The organism is Prevotella sp. AM34-19LB (assembly GCF_003468525.1).
Lineage (GTDB): Bacteria > Bacteroidota > Bacteroidia > Bacteroidales > Bacteroidaceae > Prevotella.
In genome coordinates this window covers 62,697-83,763 of sequence record NZ_QSIG01000005.1, presented here as the reverse complement: position 1 = coordinate 83,763, position 21,067 = coordinate 62,697, and the positions used below count along the sequence as shown (strand labels likewise).

The following is a 21,067-nucleotide window of genomic DNA, read 5'->3' as shown; positions in this document are numbered from 1 at the left end:
GATACGAAAAACAAAAATACCCTCCTAAAAATAGAAGGGTATTTTGATGTATAGCAATGTGCAAACGGTTGCACACCTTCATTCCTTGTTTGAAGAGTCACCCGCTTAATTGCGTCCGCCCTGTGCCACAAGGTCTGTAATGTTAGCCATAAACTCCTTGTTGGCAACCAACTCCTCCAGACTGAGGTGCATGCGATAGTGCCAGTAGTGCTTTGGATTGGCAGGAATGTTGATGCGCTCGGCTTCAGCATCCGGCAGACGGAGCTTCTCATCAATGGCGAGCCAATCCTGTACGCTCAAGATGCAGAGCATAGATGGAGACGCCAGGTGACGGGCGATGATGTCTCTTGCCAACCAACCTGGGAGCGGATGAGGAGCTGGTCCCTCACGATAGAGCATCGTGTTGTAATACTCCTGGGTGCGGGAGATGTTCTCGTCCCACCACATACGCAAGGTTGGCATATCATGGCTGGTGATGGTGCAGACTGAGCGGTATGGATTACGGCTCAGATGACCGAACTTAACCGTTGGGTCCTTTGGCATGCTCTGGAGCTCCAGGCTCAGAATCTTCAACTCGTCCATCACCCATGGCACACAATCAGGCACCATACCCAGGTCTTCGGCACAAACCAGCATACGGGTAGCCTGAACCAGCTTAGGCAACTTCTTCATCGCCTCGCCATACCAGAACTGGTTGTTGCGACGGTAGAAGTAGTCGTTGTAAAGACGGTTGAACGCAGCCTTGTCGTTATCATAGAGCGACTCGTAGATGAAGTCGAGCTGTGCAGAGATACGTGGGTGGAAGAGTTCAGGGTCCTTGCGGTCACGCACAAAGAGCACATCGCTGATCAGGGCATACAAGCCATCACGCAACCAGATTTCCTTCTCATCAGTTACATCCTGGAAAAGAGCCTCTACCTTGCGCTGGGTATCTACCTCAGGCTTCATCTGATAGCGCTCCTCATCCAGACGGTCGAGATATTTCTCCTTCACCTCATCGGCACGCTCATAGAACATACGGTCCAATACCCAGTCGGTAATGAACGGACGTGTGAAGCGGTCCTCCTGGAAGTTCAAGCCGTAGCTTGAATCTCCCCACGGGTCATGGCGAGAGCTGGTGCAAACTGTCCGAGCAAGCCATGAACGCAATTCACTGGGATTTCCCAAATTCGGAAGAAGCCGAGCACGTGGTCGATGCGGTAAGCATCAAAGAACTTCGACATATTCTGGAAGCGGCGGGTCCACCAGAGGCAGCCGTCCTTCAGCATCTCATCCCAGTTGTAGGTAGGGAATCCCCAGTTCTGTCCGTTTACGGAGAAATCATCCGGTGGAGCACCCGCCTGACCATTCAGGTTGAAGTACTTAGGCTCCATCCACACATCACAACTATGGCGATGCACACCGATAGGAATATCACCCTTCAGGATGACACCCTTAGCCTTGGCATGCTCGTGTGCCTCCTGCATCTGCTTGTTCAGAATGAACTGCACGAAGTAGAAGAACTCCACGTTCTGGTATGCCTCGGTTTCAGGGTTGGTCAAATCCTTGCGCTCAGCCTCATCCCAGACATTATGGTCTGGCCACTGAGTGAAGTCGGCGGTGCCATTCTTGTCACGCAGGTAAGAATACTGTGCGTAAGGCACGAGCCACTGTCGCGTTTCCTGAAAGAAAGCCTTGAAATCGGCTCCCGACATCATCTCTTTACCTTCCTGTGCAAATATCTGTTGCAGATAATCCTGCTTGAAATCATTCACCTTCTCATAATCAATCTGATGCAAGGCATTAAGCTCCTGGCGGGTCTTCTCTGCCTGCTCGCAAGCCTTCTTGTCCTTCAATGCAGGTAAGGCATTCAGATCGGCATACATCGGATGGATAGCAAAGACGCTGATGCAGCTATATGGATAGCTGTCCGTCCAGGTATGGGTGATGGTGGTATCATTGATTGGCAGAAGCTGAAGAACCTTCTGACCGGTAGATGCCACGAGGTCTATCATCGTCTTGAGATCGCCGAAATCGCCTACACCGGCACTTTTCCCGCTGCGCAGAGAGAATACTGGCACCAGGGTTCCGGCAAGCTTGCGATTGTAAAGAGCGAAGAATACCTGGTCCAGCTCATAAGCAATGGCATCACCGGTTTTCATCTCAGGAAGGTCGATGGTGCGGTTCATGGATGTTTCCCAGATCAGCGAATCCTTCTTCTCATTGTAAGCCACAAACTTGAATTCCATGTGACGAGTCTGCAGATGGGCAGCATCCAGTTCTGCAACCCATTCATTATAAGAGTGCTGAGTCATCTTCAGCATCTTCTTGGCATTCCATGCGCCCAACAGGTTATCAGCGCCCACAACACCTAAGCAATCACCGTCGCGAAGCTGAGGAGCACGCACCACGAGGCGCACGGTCTTGGCATCATTCTGCTCCTTCATCTCTTCAGGAGCCTGATGATTGATACAGTTTGTAAAGGCACTGCTATAGAGATATGCATCCTCTGGAATCACCTTCCAATGATCATACTGGGTCAGATTATTAGCCTTCAGGGCTGTAAGTTCCAGACGATGCTTAACAAGAAGCCATTCTGTCTTAACCACCACGCCGTCTCGCTCTACACTATAATAATAGGTATAGGCTTTGGCGGGTTGTTTTACACACCAGTCAACCGACCACTCCTTACCATTGAGAGTAGCCATAGGAAGTTTCAGTTTTTCTTCATCATCCTCCTGTATGTTCAAGACGAGTTGCTCGCCGAACATTGTTCCGTATTCTATATGAAAATGTATCGTCATAAGAGTCCGTTAGAAGTTAGTTTATATTTAATTTTATTATTTTCAGTGCGAAATTAGCAAAAAAAATCGTAAGTATATAATTTCTATGTGCACAATTTCAGACAAATCCTGCACAAACGTTTGCACGGGTTTTACTTATACACTCATTCATGACCTTTAATAATGCCTACAAACAATGCACCGGCGATAAGCAACACGCCAGCCACAATCATCATATCGCTCTGATGAGAACCAACCAGACTCAGAACAGTTCCACCGCAGATGGCAGCCACAATCTGAGGAATACAGATGGTTCCGTTGAACAAGCCCAGGTAAGCGCCCATGTGGCCATAACCCTGCAGAGCATTGGTCACGAAAGTGAAAGGCATCGCCAACATGGCAGCCCAGCCGGCACCAATCATCAGGAATGGAATAAACTGCAGATACTGATCATGCAGGAATGGGATGAGAGCGAAGCCCACACCACCTATAATCAAGCTCACACTATAAGCCATCTTGGTGTTCTTGAACTGAGGAAGAACCACAGCCCAGAGCACACTACCTACTGCCTGAACAGCAAAGAGAATACCTACCCAGTTGCCAGCCTCCTGGAACTCAGCCGACTTAGGATCGGTGGTATTCCATACGGTCTCAGCGATGGCACCTGTAGAATAGTTCCAGAGATAAAGGAAAGCAGCCCAGCAGAAGAACTGAACCAGACCCACCTTCCAGAAAGTAGAAGGCGCATTCTTCAAGAGGGTAATCCAGTCAGCCTTGCCCTCTTCTTCCTTTTCCACCTCACCGGCTACCCCATTGTATTCGGCATACTGCTGAGGATTCCACTCCTTCACCTTCATCGTGGTATAGATGACACAGAGGATGAGGATAGCAGCGCCCACGTAGAACGACCAGATTACAGAATCAGGCACCACGCCCTCATCAGCTACATTCTTGATACCCAGGAAGGTAAAGAGGAATGGGAAGATATATCCGGCTACAGAACCGGCATTGCAGAGGAAACTCTGGATAGAGTAAGCCTTTGCCTTCTGCTTCTCGTTTACCATATCGCCTACAAGCATCTTGAAAGGCTGCATCGCCATATTGATGCTCGTATCGAGGAACATCAGGCAATCAAGCCGAAGAGCATCGCTCCGCTTACCGTCAGACCAAGAGAACCGGAATTCGGCAGCAGGCACATCACGAGTACGGCTATCGTGGCTCCCACAAAGAGATAAGGGATGCGGCGACCGAAACGGCACCAGGTCTTGTCACTCAATGTGCCGACAATAGGCTGTACAAGGATTCCCATCAATGGAGGGAGAATCCAGAAATAGCTCAAGTTGTGTGGATCAGCACCCAACGTTGCAAAGATTCGGGAGATGTTGGCGCTCTGAAGAGCGTAGGCGATCTGTACACCGAAAAATCCGAAGCTCAGGTTCCAGAGCTTCCAGAAACTTAAATCAGGTTTTTGTGTCATATTATTGTTATTTTAGATTTCTATGTTCGTTGTCATCTTGTAGTTCCTCTTACCACCAGACGAGTTCTTACCACTCGCTTCTCAACGTCATGCGTAGGATTGGATCCTTCCACCAGACCAATGAGAATGTTTGCAGCCTCTTCGCCTACTGCCACTCCACGCTGTTCTACCGTGGTGAGCATCGGATCGCAAGCCTTGGCTCTGTCACCATTGGTAAAGCCGCAGATACTGATGTCATTCGGCACATCGAAGCCCATTCGCTTGGCAGTATAGAGAATGCCTATCGCCGTATCATCATTGATGGCGAAGAAAGCATCCGGATGATTTTCTTCCCTCAATATCTCTGGTGTAACCACCTCTGCCTGGGCACGGTTGTCACAGATTCTCACCCAGTCGGGGTTCTCCGTCAATCCGTGCTTCACCAGAGCATCATGATAACCGTTATAACGGTTCTTGGAGATTTCCATATTCATCGGCGAACCGTAGAAGGCTATCTTCTTGCAGCCCGTATCAATGAGATGAGTCACGGCGGTAAAGGCACCCATATAGTCATCTACTACCACTCGGGAGCAGTTCACGCCCGTACATATTCTATCGTAGAAGACGAGCGGCACACCATTGTTCATCAACTTCTCGAAATGTGCGTACTGCTTGGTATCCTTCGCCTGTGATACGATGATACCGCATACCTTATTTTTATAGAAGTCCTCGCAGATGGCCACTTCCTTGTCGTATCTTTCGTTACTCTGAGCCACCATCACACGATATCCGCGGGCTCTCGCCTCCTCCTCTATGCCCGAAAGGACGGACATAAAATAATAATGTACGAACTCCGGCACAATGACTCCGATGACCTTCATCGGCTGTACCTTGCTATGGCGCAAAGCCTCACCAAGCATGTTCGGAAAGAAATTATGTTCACGCGCAAAAGTCTGGATACGCTCCTTCTGGGCAGCACTGATTCTAGGACTGTCCTTCAACGCCCGGCTCACTGTAGCAACACTGACTCCCAGTTCGCGAGCTATATCTTTCATTGTTATGTTGTTATTTTCGTTCATGTTGTTTTAAATCACGTTGCAAAATTAGGCAAATATCCGCTATTTCGCACCTTTTTTGTTGACCTAAATCAAGCAAAAGGAATGCAAACGTTTGCGCATAAGAAATAACGGAATTAACTGAAAAATAGTACATCGTATCGAAAAAGACTTTAATTTTGCACCCAGAAAGAATAAACAATTAGACAACTCGACCTCTTTACATAAACAGGCCAGAGACTAAAAGCAGAATATTCATTTTAAGAATAACAATAGTATAAACATAAACTTAAAAATCAAGCAAATGATGAAGCAGGTAAAAATTAAATTACCTCTCAGAGCATTGACCCTCGCAGGTGGTCTGCTTCTGACGGTGAGTTCCTTTGCGCAGACTAATGCGATTAAGGGACATGTGAAGGATGCTTCCGGTGAACCAATCATGGGTGCTACCATTACAGTGAACGGTAAGGCTATAGGTATTACCGACATGGATGGTAACTTCTCTGTTGACGCAGCTCCAGGTACTAATCTTACTTTCACTTATCTGGGAATGACTCCACAGACTATCAAAGCCACATCTAACATGATGATTATCTTGGCAGATGACTCTAAGGCTTTGAACGAAGTCGTAGTCATCGGTTATGGCCGTGCTAAGAAGGACGACTTGACCGGTTCTGTTACTGCCATCAAGCCAGATGAGCTTTCTAAGGGTATCACCAACAACGCATCAGATATGTTAGTTGGTAAGATTGCGGGTGTAGATGTACAGACTGCTGGTGGTACACCTGGTGCAGGTGCTCAGATTCGTATCCGTGGTGGTGCTTCTCTGAATGCATCAAACGACCCACTCTATGTAGTAGATGGTTTGGTTATTGATAACCAGACAGCTACAGGTATGAGTAATATTCTCGCTATGATCAATCCTAGCGATATTGAGTCATTCACCGTATTGAAGGATGCTTCTGCTACCGCTATTTATGGTAGCCGTGCTTCTAATGGTGTCATCATCATCACTACTAAGAAAGGTCGCAATGGTCAGAAGCCTTCTGTTTCTTACACAGGTGATGTAACTATTTCTACTATCCAGAAGAAATATGATGTTTTGAACGCTGCTCAGTACAAGGAACTTGTCGGCTCTGTCAATGGTCTTGATGCATCCAAATTAGGCAATGCTGATACCAACTGGCAGGATGAGATTTTCCGCACAGCAGTTTCAACCAACCATAACGTAAGCGTACAGGGCGGTTTGAAGAACATGCCATATCGTGCCAGTGTAGGCTTCAACAACTCAAATGGTATCGTAAAAACCAGTTGGATGAATCGTGTCAACGCTTCCCTCAACTTGGCTCCATCATTGCTCGACAAGCACTTGAACTTCAACCTCACAGGTAAGTTCATGTATGAGAAGGATCGCTATGCAGATGCAGGCGGCGCTATCGGTGCAGCTTTGTCTATGAATCCAACAGAACCTGTTTTTGGTGAAGGCGACCAGTATGCAGTTACAGGCGGTTACTATCAGAACTTGATTAACAAGGCTGATGATATGACAGACCCTAACTGGAAGAATACTACCAACTCTAATGCTGCCCAGAACCCAGTAGCTCTTCTCAATCAGAAAGAAACTATAGCTCATGCCCGTGACTACAGCGGCAACTTCGAGGTAGATTACAAGATTCATGGTTTCGAGGATTTGCATCTGCATGCAAGCTTGGGTGCTCAGTACACCTCTACACAGCAAAGCGATGAGATTTCCAAGTACTCATACTCTAACAACTATTTCGGTTGGGCTGGTATGACTCACTATTGGAAATACAATATGATTGGTAATGCCTATGCACAGTATGCTCATAAGTTTGGTGTTCACGACATCGATGTTATGGCAGGTGCCGAGCAGAGCCACTACCACAGACATGGCTACAACCAGGGCTTTGGTACAGATGAATATCTGAAGGCAAATAACCCAGTCCTCAACGAGGAGACAGGTTACTACAATTGGCAGCACAACCCATCAAAGCGCAGCGAGCAGGAGTGGGCTAACCACAACTCTCTGGTATCATACTTCGGCCGTTTGAACTATAATCTTCTCGACCGCTACTTGATTACCGCCACATTCCGTGCCGATGGTTCTTCTCGTTTCGCCAAAGGTCATAAGTGGGGCTACTTCCCATCAGCAGCCTTTGCCTGGAAGATCAACAACGAGGGCTTCCTGAAAGATGTAAAATGGCTTGATGATTTCAAATTCCGTGTAGGTTGGGGTAAGACTGGTCAGCAGAATGGTATCGATGACTTCTACTATGCTCCACTTTATGTAGTAGGTAACTCTTATGCTCAGTATCCTTTCGGTAACGACTATCACCAGACTGTACGTCCTAACAAGTATAACGACAAGTTGACTTGGGAAAAGACCACAACATGGAATGCAGGTATCGACTTCGCTGCTCTCAACAACCGTTTCTCTTTCAACATTGATGGTTACTATCGCAAGACAACCGATTTGTTGGCAACAGTTGACGTACCAGCAGGTACCACATTCGGTGATAACCTGTTGAAGAACGTAGGTTCCCTCAAGAACTATGGTGTTGAGGTGGCATTCGACGTGAAGCCTATCGTAACCAAGGACTTTACATGGGATATTACCTATAATGTAGGTTGGAATCACAATGAGATTACTTCTCTTGATGCCGGTGCTCAGGACTGGGTATGGACAGGAGACAAGATTTCTCGCGGTAACAACACAAAGATCTTGAAGAACAAGGTGGGTGAAGCAGTCAACTCTTTCTTCGTTTACCAGCAGGTATATGACGAGAATGGCAAGCCTATCGAGGGTCTGTATGTAGATCGTAACGCTGATGGTCAGATTAACGACGATGACCGCTACTATTACAAGAACCCTTCTCCAGATGTAATCATGGGTCTCACCACTAAGTTCCTTTATAAGAACTGGGACTTCAGCATGGCATTCCGTGCATCTTTGGGTAACTACGTATATTATGACTTCTTGGCCAACAGAGCTTCCATCTCGCCATCAGGTCTTTACTCTAACAGTTCATTCAGCAACACCACTCCAGAGGCCGTTAAGCTCGGTTTCACAGGTTTGACAGTTGCCCAGAACTACTTGAGTGATTACTTTGTACGTAATGCTTCTTACTTGAAGTGCACCAATATTACATTGGGCTACAGCTTCCCTGCATTGATCAAGAATTCTTGCAGCGGACGTATCTACTTCACAGCACAGAACCCATTCATCATTACAAAATATAAGGGTATCGACCCAGAGGTAACCAGTGGTATCGACAGCAATCCATATCCACGTCCAATGAGTTTCCAGATTGGTTTGAACCTCAACTTCTAATATATAAAGGATTATAATTATGAGAAATATATTAATAAAGACTGCAGTTGCCGGTTTCCTCTGCTTGGGATTGGCTTCTTGCGCAGACGATTTGAATATCAGCTCAATTGATCCTCAGTCATCACCTAGTTATGATGCCGACGGTCTTTTAGCTAAACAATATGCCACACTTGGTCTGACAGGTCAGGCAGGTCCTGCAGGAAAGGGAGATATGAGCCAGGATGAGGGTGAAAGCGGTTTCTACCGTGTCATCTTCAATCTTCAGGAACTTTGTACAGATGAAGTTATCTGGGCTTGGCAGACTGATACCGATATCCCTGCCATCACCAATATTGCATGGAACTCAAGTTCAGTACGTGCCAACTGGGCATACCAGCGCCTGGCATACGACATCACCCTTCACAACCAGTTTATCAGTGAGCAAACTGGCAAGATGAGCGACGATGTTATTGCAGAGGTTCGTTTCCTCCGCTGCTTGAACTACTATTATTTCCTTGATCTCTTCCACAAGGCACCTTTCAAGGATACATTTGATAGCGAACTGCCTGTTGAGAAAACCGGTAAGGATCTCTACGACTGGATTGACAAGGAGTTGACCGCCATTGAGCCACAGCTCAAGGAAGTTGGTGCTTACAATGACGAAAAAGGCTTTGGCCGTGCAGACCGTGGTGCAGCTTATGCCCTCCATGCTCGTCTGGCTCTGAACTCTGCAGTTTACACAGATGGCCAGGTAAAGGACTACAAAAAGGCAAAGGACTACTGTGATAAGATTCTCTCTAGTGGAGCTTACGCATTGTCAACCGAGGCAAAGAATGGTTTCACAGGCTATGAGCAGGTATTCATGGGCGACAACGACCAGAACACCCAGGCTATGAAGGAGATTATCTTCCCTATCCGCCAGGATGGCAAGAAGACTCAGGAATACTCAGGTTCTACATACCTCGTAGCATCAATGCGAATTTCAGGAATGCCAAACTCATTCACCAGCAACTACTGGAGCTGTAACTTTGCCCGCAAGGACTTGGTTGAGAAGTTCTTCCCTAAGGACAATATCCCTATGGCAGGTGAAAACGATGCGTTGAAGGATGCCACCGAGGAGCAGGTTATCGCTAAGGATGAAGAATTGAAAGTAACAACAAAAGATGTCATCAACAAAGCTGGTGATGACCGTGCCATGTTCTACATGGGTGTAGGTGGCGGCATCCGCACACTTAGCCCTGGCAAGCAGATTACAGGTTTCACAAATGGCGCATCTATCGTGAAATGGCAGAATCGCCATGCAGACGGTTCCGACATCCACGATGGTACATTCATGGATACAGATATTCCATTGTTCCGTTTGGCTGAGATTTACCTGACACGTGCAGAAGCTAACTATCGTTTGGGAAATACAACAGATGCTCTCGCAGATATCCAGACTATCCAGAAGCGTGCTAATCGCAAGGAGATTTCTGGAGCTGTCGATGAACAGACTTTGATTGACGAGTGGTGTCGTGAGTTCTACGTAGAAGGTCGCCGTCGTTCTGATTTGATCCGCTTTGGCCTCTTCACAGGTTCCAAGTATCTTTGGGACTTCAAGGGAGGTGTAGCAGGAGGTATCGGTATCGAGTCTAAGTTCAACGTATATCCTATCCCTGTTACCGACATTGCAGGTAATCCTAACATGACTCAGAATCCTAATTACTAATCTTAGAAAAACGGGGATTCTTCGGAATAAAGAACAATAATTGATTAAAGAAAACAATTATGAAAAAGATTTTTTTAAAATTGATGCTGTTGCCTGCAATGGTTTTACCTTTGCTCTTCACTTCATGCTCTGACGACAATGACAGCAATCCTACATTGGATTTAAGTCATGTTGCTGACGGATTTGTATTGAACACACCAGCATACGCAGAAAAAAATACATACGACTTGGCAAGTGCCAACAACTTGACCTTGTCTTGTACCCAACCAAACTATGGCGGTATACCATACGTGGTTCGCTATTATGTACAGGTAGCTTTGGATCAGAAGTTCCTGACAGATACAACAACCACACATAAAGAGTTATCAACCTCATACACCACAGCCAAGATGGCTGTGGACGCAGCAGAGTTGAACTCTACACTCGTAGATATGTTCCAGGCAGCCAACCCAGACACAAGCGTGCCAGAAACAATGCCTGTGTATGTAAGACTGCGCGCTGTCATTGATGGTACACTCGACCCTTACCTCGGTCAGAGCTATTCCAACATCATCACCCTGCCTTCAGTGAAGGCTACTTACAAGGCTCCTGATGCTAAGTATCCAGAGAACTTGTTCGTTGTTGGCTCTTCTATTCAGGAGGCTTGGAGCAGCTGGAAGCCAGTAGCTCCAGTATATGGTATGGCTGGCAACTATTATACCATGGTTTATGTTCCAGATGGTGGTACATTCAAGTGGGGTACATACGAGAATGACTGGCGTGGCTTTAGCCGTCTGGCTGCTGTCAACGATAATGCTGGTGCTGAAATCTCTGAGGATGGAGATGGTAACTTGAAGGTTGCTCATGGCGGCTGGTTCGTTCTCCACTTCGTTGGTGAAATGTCAGCAGACAAGAAGAACATCAACTATACCTTGAACGTATATCCTGGTGCTGCATACATCATTGGTGCTGCTGCTGGTGGCAATTGGGACGACGCTTCTGCCGCTTGGGCTATGACAGCTCCTGCAGACCAGACAGGCGAATGGGTATCTCCAGCCTTCGGTGGTGATGGCGAGCTCCGCGCATATATCAAGATTCCAGGACTCGACTGGTGGCGTACAGAGTTCACTATCTTCAAGGGCAACTGCTTCTGGAGAAACCTGAACATTGTTGACTCTTGGACTGAGGCAGGTGACGGCTACTCTGTAACTTGCGCTGCAGGTAAGAAGCTCTATGTCAACTTCGACAAGAACACAGCAGAAGTTAAATAATTAAAAACATGAACACAATGAAAAAGACATTATTATATAGCTTAGCAGCAATGGCAAGTCTCGCACTTGCCAGCTGCGCTGGCGACTACGACGACTGGGCTAACCCACAGGCCAACGAGCAGGAAGCATCTGCAGCCGAATATGGGGTAACCTTTGCCAACGGTTCTGAGGCAGAAGGCAGCATGGCTGATGAAGATGGTATCATCAATCTCGTAACAGTCAATTCTACTGATGCCAATGTCACTGGTTTCACCCTCAAAGATTTCAAGGTAAACGGAGTAGCTGTCAATGGAACAATGGTTGGCAACAACGTTCAGGTAAGTGCATCTGAATTGGAGAAAATCGTTTGCGAACAGAATAAGTCTCGTGCCTCTGTTGCTCGCGACCTGAATGTGGAGACACAAGTTTCTATCAATCTCGCTTCTGGTGATGCGGTAAGCATTACTAACAAGGGCGAGACAACAGGCAAGTTTACTCCAACTGCAACACCTCAACTCGATGAGAAGGGCTACTATATGCTCGGCCAGGTAAACGGAAATGAATGGGATGCAAAATCTCCTGTCTGGATGAACAAGATTAGCGATGGAGTTTATCAGTTGAAGGTTACAACTACAGCAGACAAGAACTGGTTTAAGTTCTATGCAGGCAGCAACTTCGTAAGTAATGACTGGGATTCCATCAACAAGGGAGCCTTGGGCTGCAAGGAGAATGGTTCAGAAGAAGCATTCGGATACATTCTCTATAATGGCGATTCATGGGGTGAACTTCAGACTCCAGTTATCCCTGGAGCTGGTACATGGATTGTTACTCTTGATATGAACAACCTTACTTACACCGTAGGCAAGCCAGTGCTCTATATGGCAGGTGATGCTAATGGATGGGCAACAAATGACTACCTCGCAGGTGATGATGGTGTACACTTTACTGGTTACATGTACTTGAACCAGAATGGTTTCAAGTTCTGTACTCAGCCAGAGTGGAAGGGCACCAACTATGGCGCAAACTTCGACACAGCTCCTGATGCAGCCAACATCACTATGACAGAAGAAGCCGGTTACTACAAGGTAGATGTAGACTTGTCTGCTAAGACATATACATTGATTCCTATCACTACTATCGGTATCATTGGTAGCGCATCACCTAATGGTTGGGATTCTGACGTTGATATGACATACGTTCCTTACAATGCAGAAACTAAAGAACTTGGCTACTGGGAGGCAAAGGACATCACATTGGCTTCTGGTGAAATCAAGTTCCGTGCCAACGACGACTGGGCAATCAACTGGGGTGGCGATACAAATGCTCTCACCCAAGGCGGTGATAATATCTCTGTAGAAGCTGGCACCTACGACATCAAGCTTTATGCATGGGCTAATGGCTATGCAAAGTGTGAACTGATCAAGAAGTAAGATATACAAACTTAAAGAGGCAACCTTGGTTGCCTCTTTTATTAATTCTATAAAAAGATGAAACAGCTAATATTATTCGTTTTTATCACATTAATTTTAACTGGATGCTACAATGAAGATTACAAAAGTGAAGAACAGCAAAACTCCACTTACATTGCAAGAAATACAAGATCAACAGATATTCCAAACGATACTTGGACTAATTATAATTATTGTACTATCAAAGGACATTCAGAACTTATCAGAACGCCATGGGCTGAAAATAATGTTACTACAACAATTCCAATAGGCATAAGAAAAGATGTCAAAAAAGAAGACGGATGGGATATTCTTTTTTCAAGCGTTAAAATTAACAATTACTCACAGCCATACAATTATCAAGAAACCGATAAAGGTGTAAATTATATTATTTTCTATAATCACTTTAATGGTCTTTTAAAAGGCTTTTGCTATTTACCCAATGTAGAAGAACAAAATAATATGGGAATATGGCACATAAGTACAAATGACTCCACTAGGCTATTTAACTTTGCTGGTATAGATGCAATTCCATACAACGGCCCAAAGAGTAAAGATGTTTACATTTCAAATATAACAATTGATGAAGTATCTAAAGGATTCCACACAGGATGGAATTGTTTTCAAATAGAATTAGCCTACGATGAAAATAGCATTAACGAAACTTTGAATATTGATGCAATTTGCTTGAACGAAACCTCATTTGATTTTACAGGCACAATGGATTTTGATTCACAAGGAGTAATCATTACTTCCACAGAACAGCCACAAAGCAATGTATTTAAAGGAGTTGCTACAGCAATTGGAGATGCTGCAAATAAATATGTAACAAAGAATTTAGAAAAAAACAAAAAACAAGAAAAAGGTATTGTAGGCAAAACAATAGGAAGTTTAATAGAACTTGGTGCAAACAAAATTTTTAGTTCAATCTTTGGAAAATCAACGTCAAAAATATCAGAACAAACAATAAACATAGCTAGCAAAGGAAACGTTAAAATCACAGGAAAAAGCATTAATCCTGGTTCTGGTATTATTGCCCCAATAAGCAGCATTCCATTAAATACTTTGGGTTATGCATTAGGAATTTGGAATTTATTAGACTATCCAATCTATCAAATAGAATCTACCGCAACATTACAGAATTACTTCGATACACCAAATAATGTAGCCTTTAGATACAAGGTTGAAACGTCTGCAAAATATAAGACAATAATAAATCCTGCCCAAAAAGAATACTCAACACAAGCTAGTTTTGTATTTCAAGATGGATTTTATTCATCAAAATCTGATTTAGAAACAAGCTCAAATAAGATATTCGAAGGTACGAAGAACCTTCCTAGCCTATATACCCTTTCTCCTATGTTCAATATTCGATATATATCTACAGATTTTCTTCCACAAAAATCATACGGATATAAAACTCCAGGATTGGATTTAAAATTAGCAGATAAAGATATATGCAAACAAAGAACCCAGTTATGTGTCGTAGAAAAATTTTTAAATAATGACATCTACATATCTGCAAAAACGTTTAATGCAAAAGACAGTTTTATTGTTACAAAAGGTGCAAGACCATATTGGTGGACACTAAAACAATTAGAATCTAATGGATATAAATATAACGGGTATAGCAAGTGAACTGTATCAAGCAGCATAACTCTTTATTAGTAAGAGAACAGCTGGGGAACGATCCTAAAGGTCTCTTCCTTAGCAAACTCAGGTCGGGTTCGACGCCCTACCTGAGTTTTTTGTAAGCTGGTAGCATAAATACAAGACGAGATTTACAGATGGCTTACGGATGACTATAGCTTGGTTTTCTTAAGCGGGTGCAAAGGTACTACTTTTTTGAATCCACCAAATTTTAGGGGGATAAATTTGCAGAAAATAGTTAAGGTGAATTATCAATCTCCTTTCACAGAATGTGGATTGTATTGAAAATAAGAGAGTTAAGTGTGAAAGGAAAAATCGGTTCAGGGGAGATTGTCCGTGGATAGACAATCTCTTCTGAACCATTTATGTCATTTTTTGGGAACTAGAAAATGGGAAAGTGACGAAAAGTGGTAAAACTACCACTTTTTGCTTGTAAATCATGGTAAAAGCCTTCGTTTGAGCCTTTTTAGTGACGAAAAACGGTAAGTTTACCACTTTTTGATAATAAAGTTGCGCATTCTTAGATATTTTTTGTATCTTTGCAGTGACGAAAAGTGGTAATATTGCCACTTTTTGATAATATAGTATAATTATGGATATTAAAAGACAACAATATTTAGACCAACTTATCGCAAGCCAAAGGAATGGCTTGATTAAGATTATTACAGGTATCAGAAGATGTGGAAAGTCATATCTTCTGTTCAAGTTATTTCATGAGTATCTAAATTCGCAAGGGATTTCAGATGACCATATCATAGAGGTTGCCCTCGATGATCGTACCAATAAGGAACTGCGTGATCCTGATAATCTGTTGAAATACATCAAGGAGCAGATAACAGACAAAAATCTCTACTACATCATGCTTGATGAGGTACAGATGGTAGATGAGTTTACAGATGTATTGAATAGCTTGCTGCATATATCAAATGCAGATGTATATGTTACAGGCAGCAACTCGCATTTTCTATCGACGGATGTAGTGACAGAGTTCCGTGGTAGAGGTGATGAGATACATTTATTTCCATTGTCATTCTCTGAATACTGTGAAGGATATAAAGGGACAATAGACAATGCATGGAAAGATTATTATACATACGGAGGGCTTCCTCTTATTTTGACGCTTGATACAGATAAGAAAAAAGAAGATTATCTGAATAACTTGTATAAGAGTGTGTATCTCGTAGATGTGTTGGAACGCCATAAGATAAAAAACATGGGAGAGTTTGATGAATTGCTGCGAATTATCGCCTCTTCCATTGGTGCTCCATGCAATCCAACGAAGCTTGCCAATACATTCAAGAGTGTCAAGAATGTGGCCATTCATCATCAGACGATAAACAAGTATCTAGGTTTTTTAGAAGATGCGTTTCTTGTGGAAAAGTCCATCAGATATAATATCAAGGGGAAGAAGTATATCAACACCTTGGCAAAATATTACTTTTCGGATCTTGGAATCAGAAACGCTCTCTTAGGCTTTCGCCAGCAAGAAGAGACACATATCATGGAGAATATCATATACAATGAATTGCGTACGAGAGGATATCATGTAGATGTGGGTATGGTGGAAGTCAGAGAGCCAGACAAAAGTGGCAAGTTGTTCAGAAAGCAGTTGGAGGTGGATTTTGTGGTGAATCAAGGAAGTCAGCGATATTACATTCAGTCAGCTTTCGCCATGCCAACATTAGAAAAAGAGGCGCAGGAATCGGCATCACTATTGAGAATTAAGGACTCTTTCAAGAAAATAATCATTGTGAAAGATGATATCAAGCCCAAGAGAAATGAAGATGGCATCCTTACAATCGGGCTGAAAGACTTCTTGTTAGACAAAAACAGTTTAAATTATTAATGCTCAAAATATAGAAAAGTGCCATTCTGCAGGAATGAACTAATGTATATAACTCAAAAAGCGATTACCAAGAATGGAAAGAAAAAGGCTCAGGGGAGATTGTCTTATCCACGGACAATCTCCCCTGAGCCGAAAAATCTCTTTATTTTGAGATGGTAATTGATGGCTAAGCTTAAATATGGCGGTGTGCCTTGCTCCAATAGGGAATAGTGGGTGTTTTGATAATGAATAGTGGGTGTCTTTGATAATGAATAGTGGGTGTCTTTGTTATGAATGCTGGGATAAAGGATAGTAACCAGAAGGATGAGGGATAGATGTTGGCAGGAGAAAAGGGGTGAGTTATCGGCTGGACGACTAAGTTCGTCTATATGGATGACTCGGGTCATCTATATGGCTCACTACCGTCATCTATATGGATGACCCGGGTCATCCGATAGAAAGAAGTCTTTTCTATTCCTTTTGTGATAGTTGCTTTCTCCCTTAGACTAAGTTGCTTTCTCCTTATATGAATAGTCCTATCTACTGATTATTATTGTTGTTTCAGAGAATTCTCCTTTCACACTTAAGCAACTGATTATAAGTATATTCTGATGATTGTGAAAGGAGAATGAAATTTTAATTGTTATTTTTGAGAAGCTATTTCTGAAGGTAACTTTATGTTGAAACCCTCATTTTCATTATCATCATCCCTACATTTTCCCCAAAAACCTTGGAAGTTACGAGGAAAAGTCGTATCTTTGCACCGAATAAGTACAACATTTATATTTTTATGATTATGAGAACAGGCGACAAAGTATTAATATCTCCAGACTTGACACATGCCAAAGACTGGACACAGGGCGAAGTGATTGAAGTTGAGAACAATCCTTTCGTAGGAATTGTCATCTCCGCAAAAACCGCAGATGGGAACATATTCTTTGGATATAAGGACTTATTTGAGCCAGCAAAGGAGGCAATATGTACGCACTAGCATTTGATATGGTAATTTCTGATTTACAGAAATACTATGGCGAACCTTACAACAAGGCTTACTACGAAATAAAAGAGCTTCTAAAGAAGAATGGTTTCGAGTGGGTGCAAGGCAGTACATACATGACGATGAATGATGATTTGACTGCACTTGTAAAAACAGTTATGGAGCTTTCTAAAATAGAGTGGTTTAAGAAATCCGTCAGAGATCTAAGAGGATTCAAAGTTGAAAGTTGGTCGAACTTTACTGATTTGGTTAAAAACTCATAGAATAGGCGACTCTCCTCCAATCCGGGAGTCGTCTATTTTTTCTTTCTCCTCATCCCTTTCAAGTATTTTTCCCTAAAACCTTGGAAGTTACGAGGAAAAGTCGTATCTTTGCATAAGAATGGACTGTTTGAAGACGAGTTGGTAATCAAGGACGTGACGTTTGCCAAGAGAAGGATGCTTACTATACATTCACAGCCGACTTCTCTACCATGACTTATAAGTGGACAAAACTTGCCAACCAGAATCCTACAGAGTTTAAGTATGTTAGTCTGATAGGTGTAGGTGGCAAGTGGAATGAAGGTGATGACATCGACTTGAAGCAAGTGGCTCCTCACAATTGGTATCTTGCCAAGCAAGAGATTCCTGCTGGTGGCTTGAAGATTCGTGCTGATCACAAGTGGCGCGATGATGGAACTGGGGTTTTGCTGAAGGTCAGAACTATGAGAATAAGGGTACTCTTATCACTTCTGGTGGCAGCAGCAACATTTCTGTTCCTGCAGGTACATATAATATCTACTTTAATGATATCACAGGTGCTTATGCCTTCGTTGAAGTGAAATAACATTTTGTACAAATAGTACACACATATATGTTGTGTGTGTTCATAATTACTAGGCGGTTCTCGAACATATCGAGAGCCGCCTATTTTCTTTATCATCATCCCTATATTTTTCCCAAAAACCAGGGGCACTTGCATAAACCAGTGTTTAGGCATAGATGTTAGTAAGTCAAACTCGCTCTAAATAGGACTTCTCTTGAATATCAAGAAGTTGTAAAATTACCTATTCTATATAGATAACGATATGGAAACGAGCGGACTTCTGCTCGTTTCTGTATTTTACAAATGCAAAGAACGCCTTTATTTGGCGTGCAAAGATACGACATTTTTCCAAATTTCGCATAGCTTGCAAGAAGAAAACTATGGAAATTAGAACTTTTTAGGTTAATATTCATGCTTTATATAAAAATCTGAGCAAATATTTGTATAATAATCTATAAAAAATAGAGTACAAGTATGGCTTTACGGTATAAAAACCTTACCTTTGCAGTCGGAAATATTTGCAATGATTCCGACCAAAAATCAAATAGTAAAGCTATGCAAGAAGCTGTAGTAAACAAGATTAAGAGCAAAATCGCACATTGTAAGTTCGGGGAGGTGTTCTTCGTGTCATCCTTTCCGCAGTATGATGTGGAATACGTCACCAAGCTACTGGCGATATTCGAGAAAGAGGGGATTATCTCCCGAATATCAAAAGGTGTGTATGTCAAGGCACGCAAGACTCGCTTTGGCATACTGTACCCTTCTGCTTCTGAATTAGCATCAGAAATAGCCAAGAGAGACAAGGCTGTGATTATTCCTACTGGAGTGACAGCAGCCAACCTGTTGGGCTTCTCTACACAAGTGCCTATGACAACGAGTTCCTCACGACAGGCTCCAGCAGAAAACTCTCCATGGGAAAACGCATGGTAGTATTGAAACATGGCGCTCCAAGAAACTTTGCTTTTAAAGGTGTCTTGATGCGTGATCTTGTACAGGCACTTCGCTGTATTGGCGAAAACAACATAACGGCTGACGATGAGAAGCAAATTTCCAAGCTGTTGGCGGAAAATCCTGAAGAGGAGACTATAGAGCACGACCTGCTGTTGGCTCCCGTATGGATGAGAAATATTATCAGAAGAAACATAAAAAGCAAGGCATTATGAGCAAATGGATAGATTTTACAATAGATGAGCGCAAGGCAATGATACAGGCTGTCAGCGAGGAAAAGCAGATAGACGAGGCATCTGCCGAAAAGGACTGGTGGGTAACGGCTGTACTCTATGCCATATTCCATACCAGCATAGGCAAGTATCTCTTGTTCAAAGGTGGCACAAGCCTTAGCAAGGGATGGAATATCATCAATCGTTTCAGTGAGGACATTGACCTCGCACTTTCAAGAGATTTCTTCTTGAATGTCAAGAGCCTTGCCTGTGCCAACTGTACTTCGAATACACAAATCCACCATTTGCGAGAAAAGGCACAGGATTATATTCTTGGCGACTTCAAGTCTGAGTTAAAGGAAGAGTTGAAAAGATTGGGACTTCCCGTAACGGTTATTGGAGACAATGACGTATTGGGTGAGAATGGAGAGCCGCTCAAAGTGCCTCACGACAAAGACCCATCTGTGATTTTCGTCAAATATCCTTCGCTCTACCAAAGCAACGCTGCATACGCCACTCCAACGGTAAAAATTGAGATTAGCGTCTTGTCTATGGCTGAGCCTTTTGAAATGAGACGCATATCGTCATTGGTAGAACAAGCATTCGATGGCGAGGATGTGGACTCTGATTTGGTTCAAACCATTCGCACGGTTACGCCTGCTCGCACTTTCCTCGAAAAGGCATTTCTTCTCTGCGAGGAATATCAGAAGGCCGATCCACGTACCCATCGGATGACACGTCATTTCTACGATTTGGAAAAACTGATGCAGACTCCATACGCAGAAGTGGCTCTCAACGATGTGGCATTATACGAAGACATCGTCAACCACAGACGCAAATTCTATCATGTAGGGTATGTGGATTATGACAAAGAACTGCCACAAAGCATCCAGATTGTTCCAAGCGATGCGCTCTTGCCAAGTTATGAGGCAGACTACAATGAGATGAGAGGTAGCTTCATCTATGGTGAATCTTTGGACTTCTCTGCCCTCATGAAAAGAATGGCGGAACTTCAAGAACGTTTCCGCAAGATTTCAACTGAACAATAACTACAAATATAGAGCCCAACCCAAACTTACCAAGGAAGCTACGCTCAGGAATGTCCCCCAACTTGTTCCGGATGGAATACGAGGAGTTTTCAAGTTTCTATCTCCATGAGATATTAAAGGCGACACCGAAAGATGCTATTCAAGATAGTGCATACGTGGTCTTGTATCCAAATAAGGAGATGGAAAACAAGACGCTTTCACTTCCAATGGGTGCACGATTTGGTAACTGAACTACTTCAATATTCCTCACTCGCTTGCCTTATGCCGATTTGGCAACTTTGTGCAAATCTACTCATTCCCAACTGTTTACGTTCCAACCTCTCTTATTCTCCTTTGGCAGCTTTAGAGCTTTATGTTAATGAATCTAAACAGGAAGAACTTGACATCTATGACACCATACTGTTGTGCCCTAAATAGCTTTATCCTCATCCTTTCCAACAACTCATCGCAACGATAGTACTTACAAGCAATAGCGATAGTACTTACAAGGTGCAAAGACGTTACTGAGAGGTCGCCATGATAGTACTGACGAGTCGTAAAGCGGCTTGTAGCGATTATTGCCTCACTATGGCACAACATTGCCCCTTACCAGG

13 protein-coding genes and 2 pseudogenes are annotated in these 21,067 nt (G+C 43.5%); 12 read left to right on the top strand and 3 right to left on the bottom strand.

Features of this window, described 5'->3' with window-relative positions; translation table 11 throughout:
• Positions 1–105: 105 nt before the first annotated feature.
• The 3 genes and pseudogenes from DW830_RS02810 to DW830_RS02800 all read right to left on the bottom strand — a co-directional run bounded on the left by DW830_RS02810 (position 106) and on the right by DW830_RS02800 (position 5,297).
• Positions 106–2,783 (bottom strand): annotated as a pseudogene (locus DW830_RS02810) (4-alpha-glucanotransferase).
• Between the two features lie 143 nt (positions 2,784–2,926).
• A pseudogene (locus DW830_RS02805) lies at positions 2,927–4,239 on the bottom strand (MFS transporter).
• 32 nt (positions 4,240–4,271) lie between these two features.
• A complete protein-coding gene (locus tag DW830_RS02800; RefSeq protein WP_119248783.1) occupies positions 4,272–5,297 on the bottom strand; it encodes a LacI family DNA-binding transcriptional regulator in 1,026 nt (341 codons plus the stop codon).
• A gap of 283 nt (positions 5,298–5,580) precedes the next feature.
• On the opposite strand from DW830_RS02800, the gene DW830_RS02795 reads away from it, so the two are divergent.
• From DW830_RS02795 to DW830_RS02740, 12 genes are all read left to right on the top strand, one after another.
• Positions 5,581–8,625 carry a SusC/RagA family TonB-linked outer membrane protein gene (locus DW830_RS02795; protein ID WP_119248810.1) on the top strand — a complete coding sequence of 1,015 codons (3,045 nt, stop codon included), beginning with the start codon at positions 5,581–5,583 and terminating at the stop codon, positions 8,623–8,625.
• 19 nt (positions 8,626–8,644) lie between these two features.
• On the top strand, positions 8,645–10,312 hold the full coding sequence (gene susD, locus DW830_RS02790; RefSeq protein ID WP_119248782.1) for a starch-binding outer membrane lipoprotein SusD: 1,668 nt from the start codon (positions 8,645–8,647) through the stop codon (positions 10,310–10,312).
• Positions 10,313–10,371: 59 nt separating this feature from the next.
• Positions 10,372–11,562 carry a SusF/SusE family outer membrane protein gene (locus tag DW830_RS02785; protein ID WP_119248781.1) on the top strand — a complete coding sequence of 397 codons (1,191 nt, stop codon included), beginning with the start codon at positions 10,372–10,374 and terminating at the stop codon, positions 11,560–11,562.
• An 8-nt stretch (positions 11,563–11,570) separates the two neighbouring features.
• Positions 11,571–12,971: a DUF5115 domain-containing protein gene (locus tag DW830_RS15730; protein ID WP_158573416.1), complete on the top strand. Its 1,401-nt coding sequence runs from the start codon at positions 11,571–11,573 to the stop codon at positions 12,969–12,971.
• A 57-nt stretch (positions 12,972–13,028) separates the two neighbouring features.
• Positions 13,029–14,627, top strand: coding sequence for a hypothetical protein (locus DW830_RS02775; RefSeq protein ID WP_119248780.1), 1,599 nt, complete (start codon positions 13,029–13,031; stop codon positions 14,625–14,627).
• 604 nt (positions 14,628–15,231) lie between these two features.
• Positions 15,232–16,485 (top strand): ATP-binding protein, encoded by a 1,254-nt coding sequence (locus tag DW830_RS02765; protein WP_089544380.1) that lies wholly within the window; start codon positions 15,232–15,234, stop codon positions 16,483–16,485.
• 775 nt (positions 16,486–17,260) lie between these two features.
• Complete coding sequence (locus DW830_RS02760; protein WP_119248808.1) at positions 17,261–17,455, top strand: transcriptional regulator; 195 nt, start codon at positions 17,261–17,263, stop codon at positions 17,453–17,455.
• The gene (locus tag DW830_RS02755; RefSeq protein WP_022120086.1) at positions 17,443–17,724 is read left to right on the top strand and encodes a virulence associated protein D; all 282 of its coding nucleotides are present in this window, start codon (positions 17,443–17,445) and stop codon (positions 17,722–17,724) included. Before DW830_RS02760 ends, DW830_RS02755 begins: the two co-directional genes overlap by 13 nt.
• A 209-nt stretch (positions 17,725–17,933) precedes the next feature.
• The gene (locus tag DW830_RS02750) at positions 17,934–18,281 is read left to right on the top strand and encodes a hypothetical protein (RefSeq protein WP_119248779.1); all 348 of its coding nucleotides are present in this window, start codon (positions 17,934–17,936) and stop codon (positions 18,279–18,281) included.
• A gap of 539 nt (positions 18,282–18,820) precedes the next feature.
• Positions 18,821–19,195, top strand: coding sequence for a DUF6088 family protein (locus DW830_RS16855; RefSeq protein WP_255415607.1), 375 nt, complete (start codon positions 18,821–18,823; stop codon positions 19,193–19,195).
• On the top strand, positions 19,189–19,428 hold the full coding sequence (locus DW830_RS16850; RefSeq protein WP_255415606.1) for a hypothetical protein: 240 nt from the start codon (positions 19,189–19,191) through the stop codon (positions 19,426–19,428). The genes DW830_RS16855 and DW830_RS16850 overlap by 7 nt, the downstream gene beginning before the upstream one ends.
• Positions 19,425–20,474, top strand: a complete 1,050-nt coding sequence (locus tag DW830_RS02740; RefSeq protein ID WP_117662223.1) for a nucleotidyl transferase AbiEii/AbiGii toxin family protein — start codon at positions 19,425–19,427, stop codon at positions 20,472–20,474. Before DW830_RS16850 ends, DW830_RS02740 begins: the two co-directional genes overlap by 4 nt.
• The last annotated feature ends 593 nt before the right edge of the window (positions 20,475–21,067 follow it).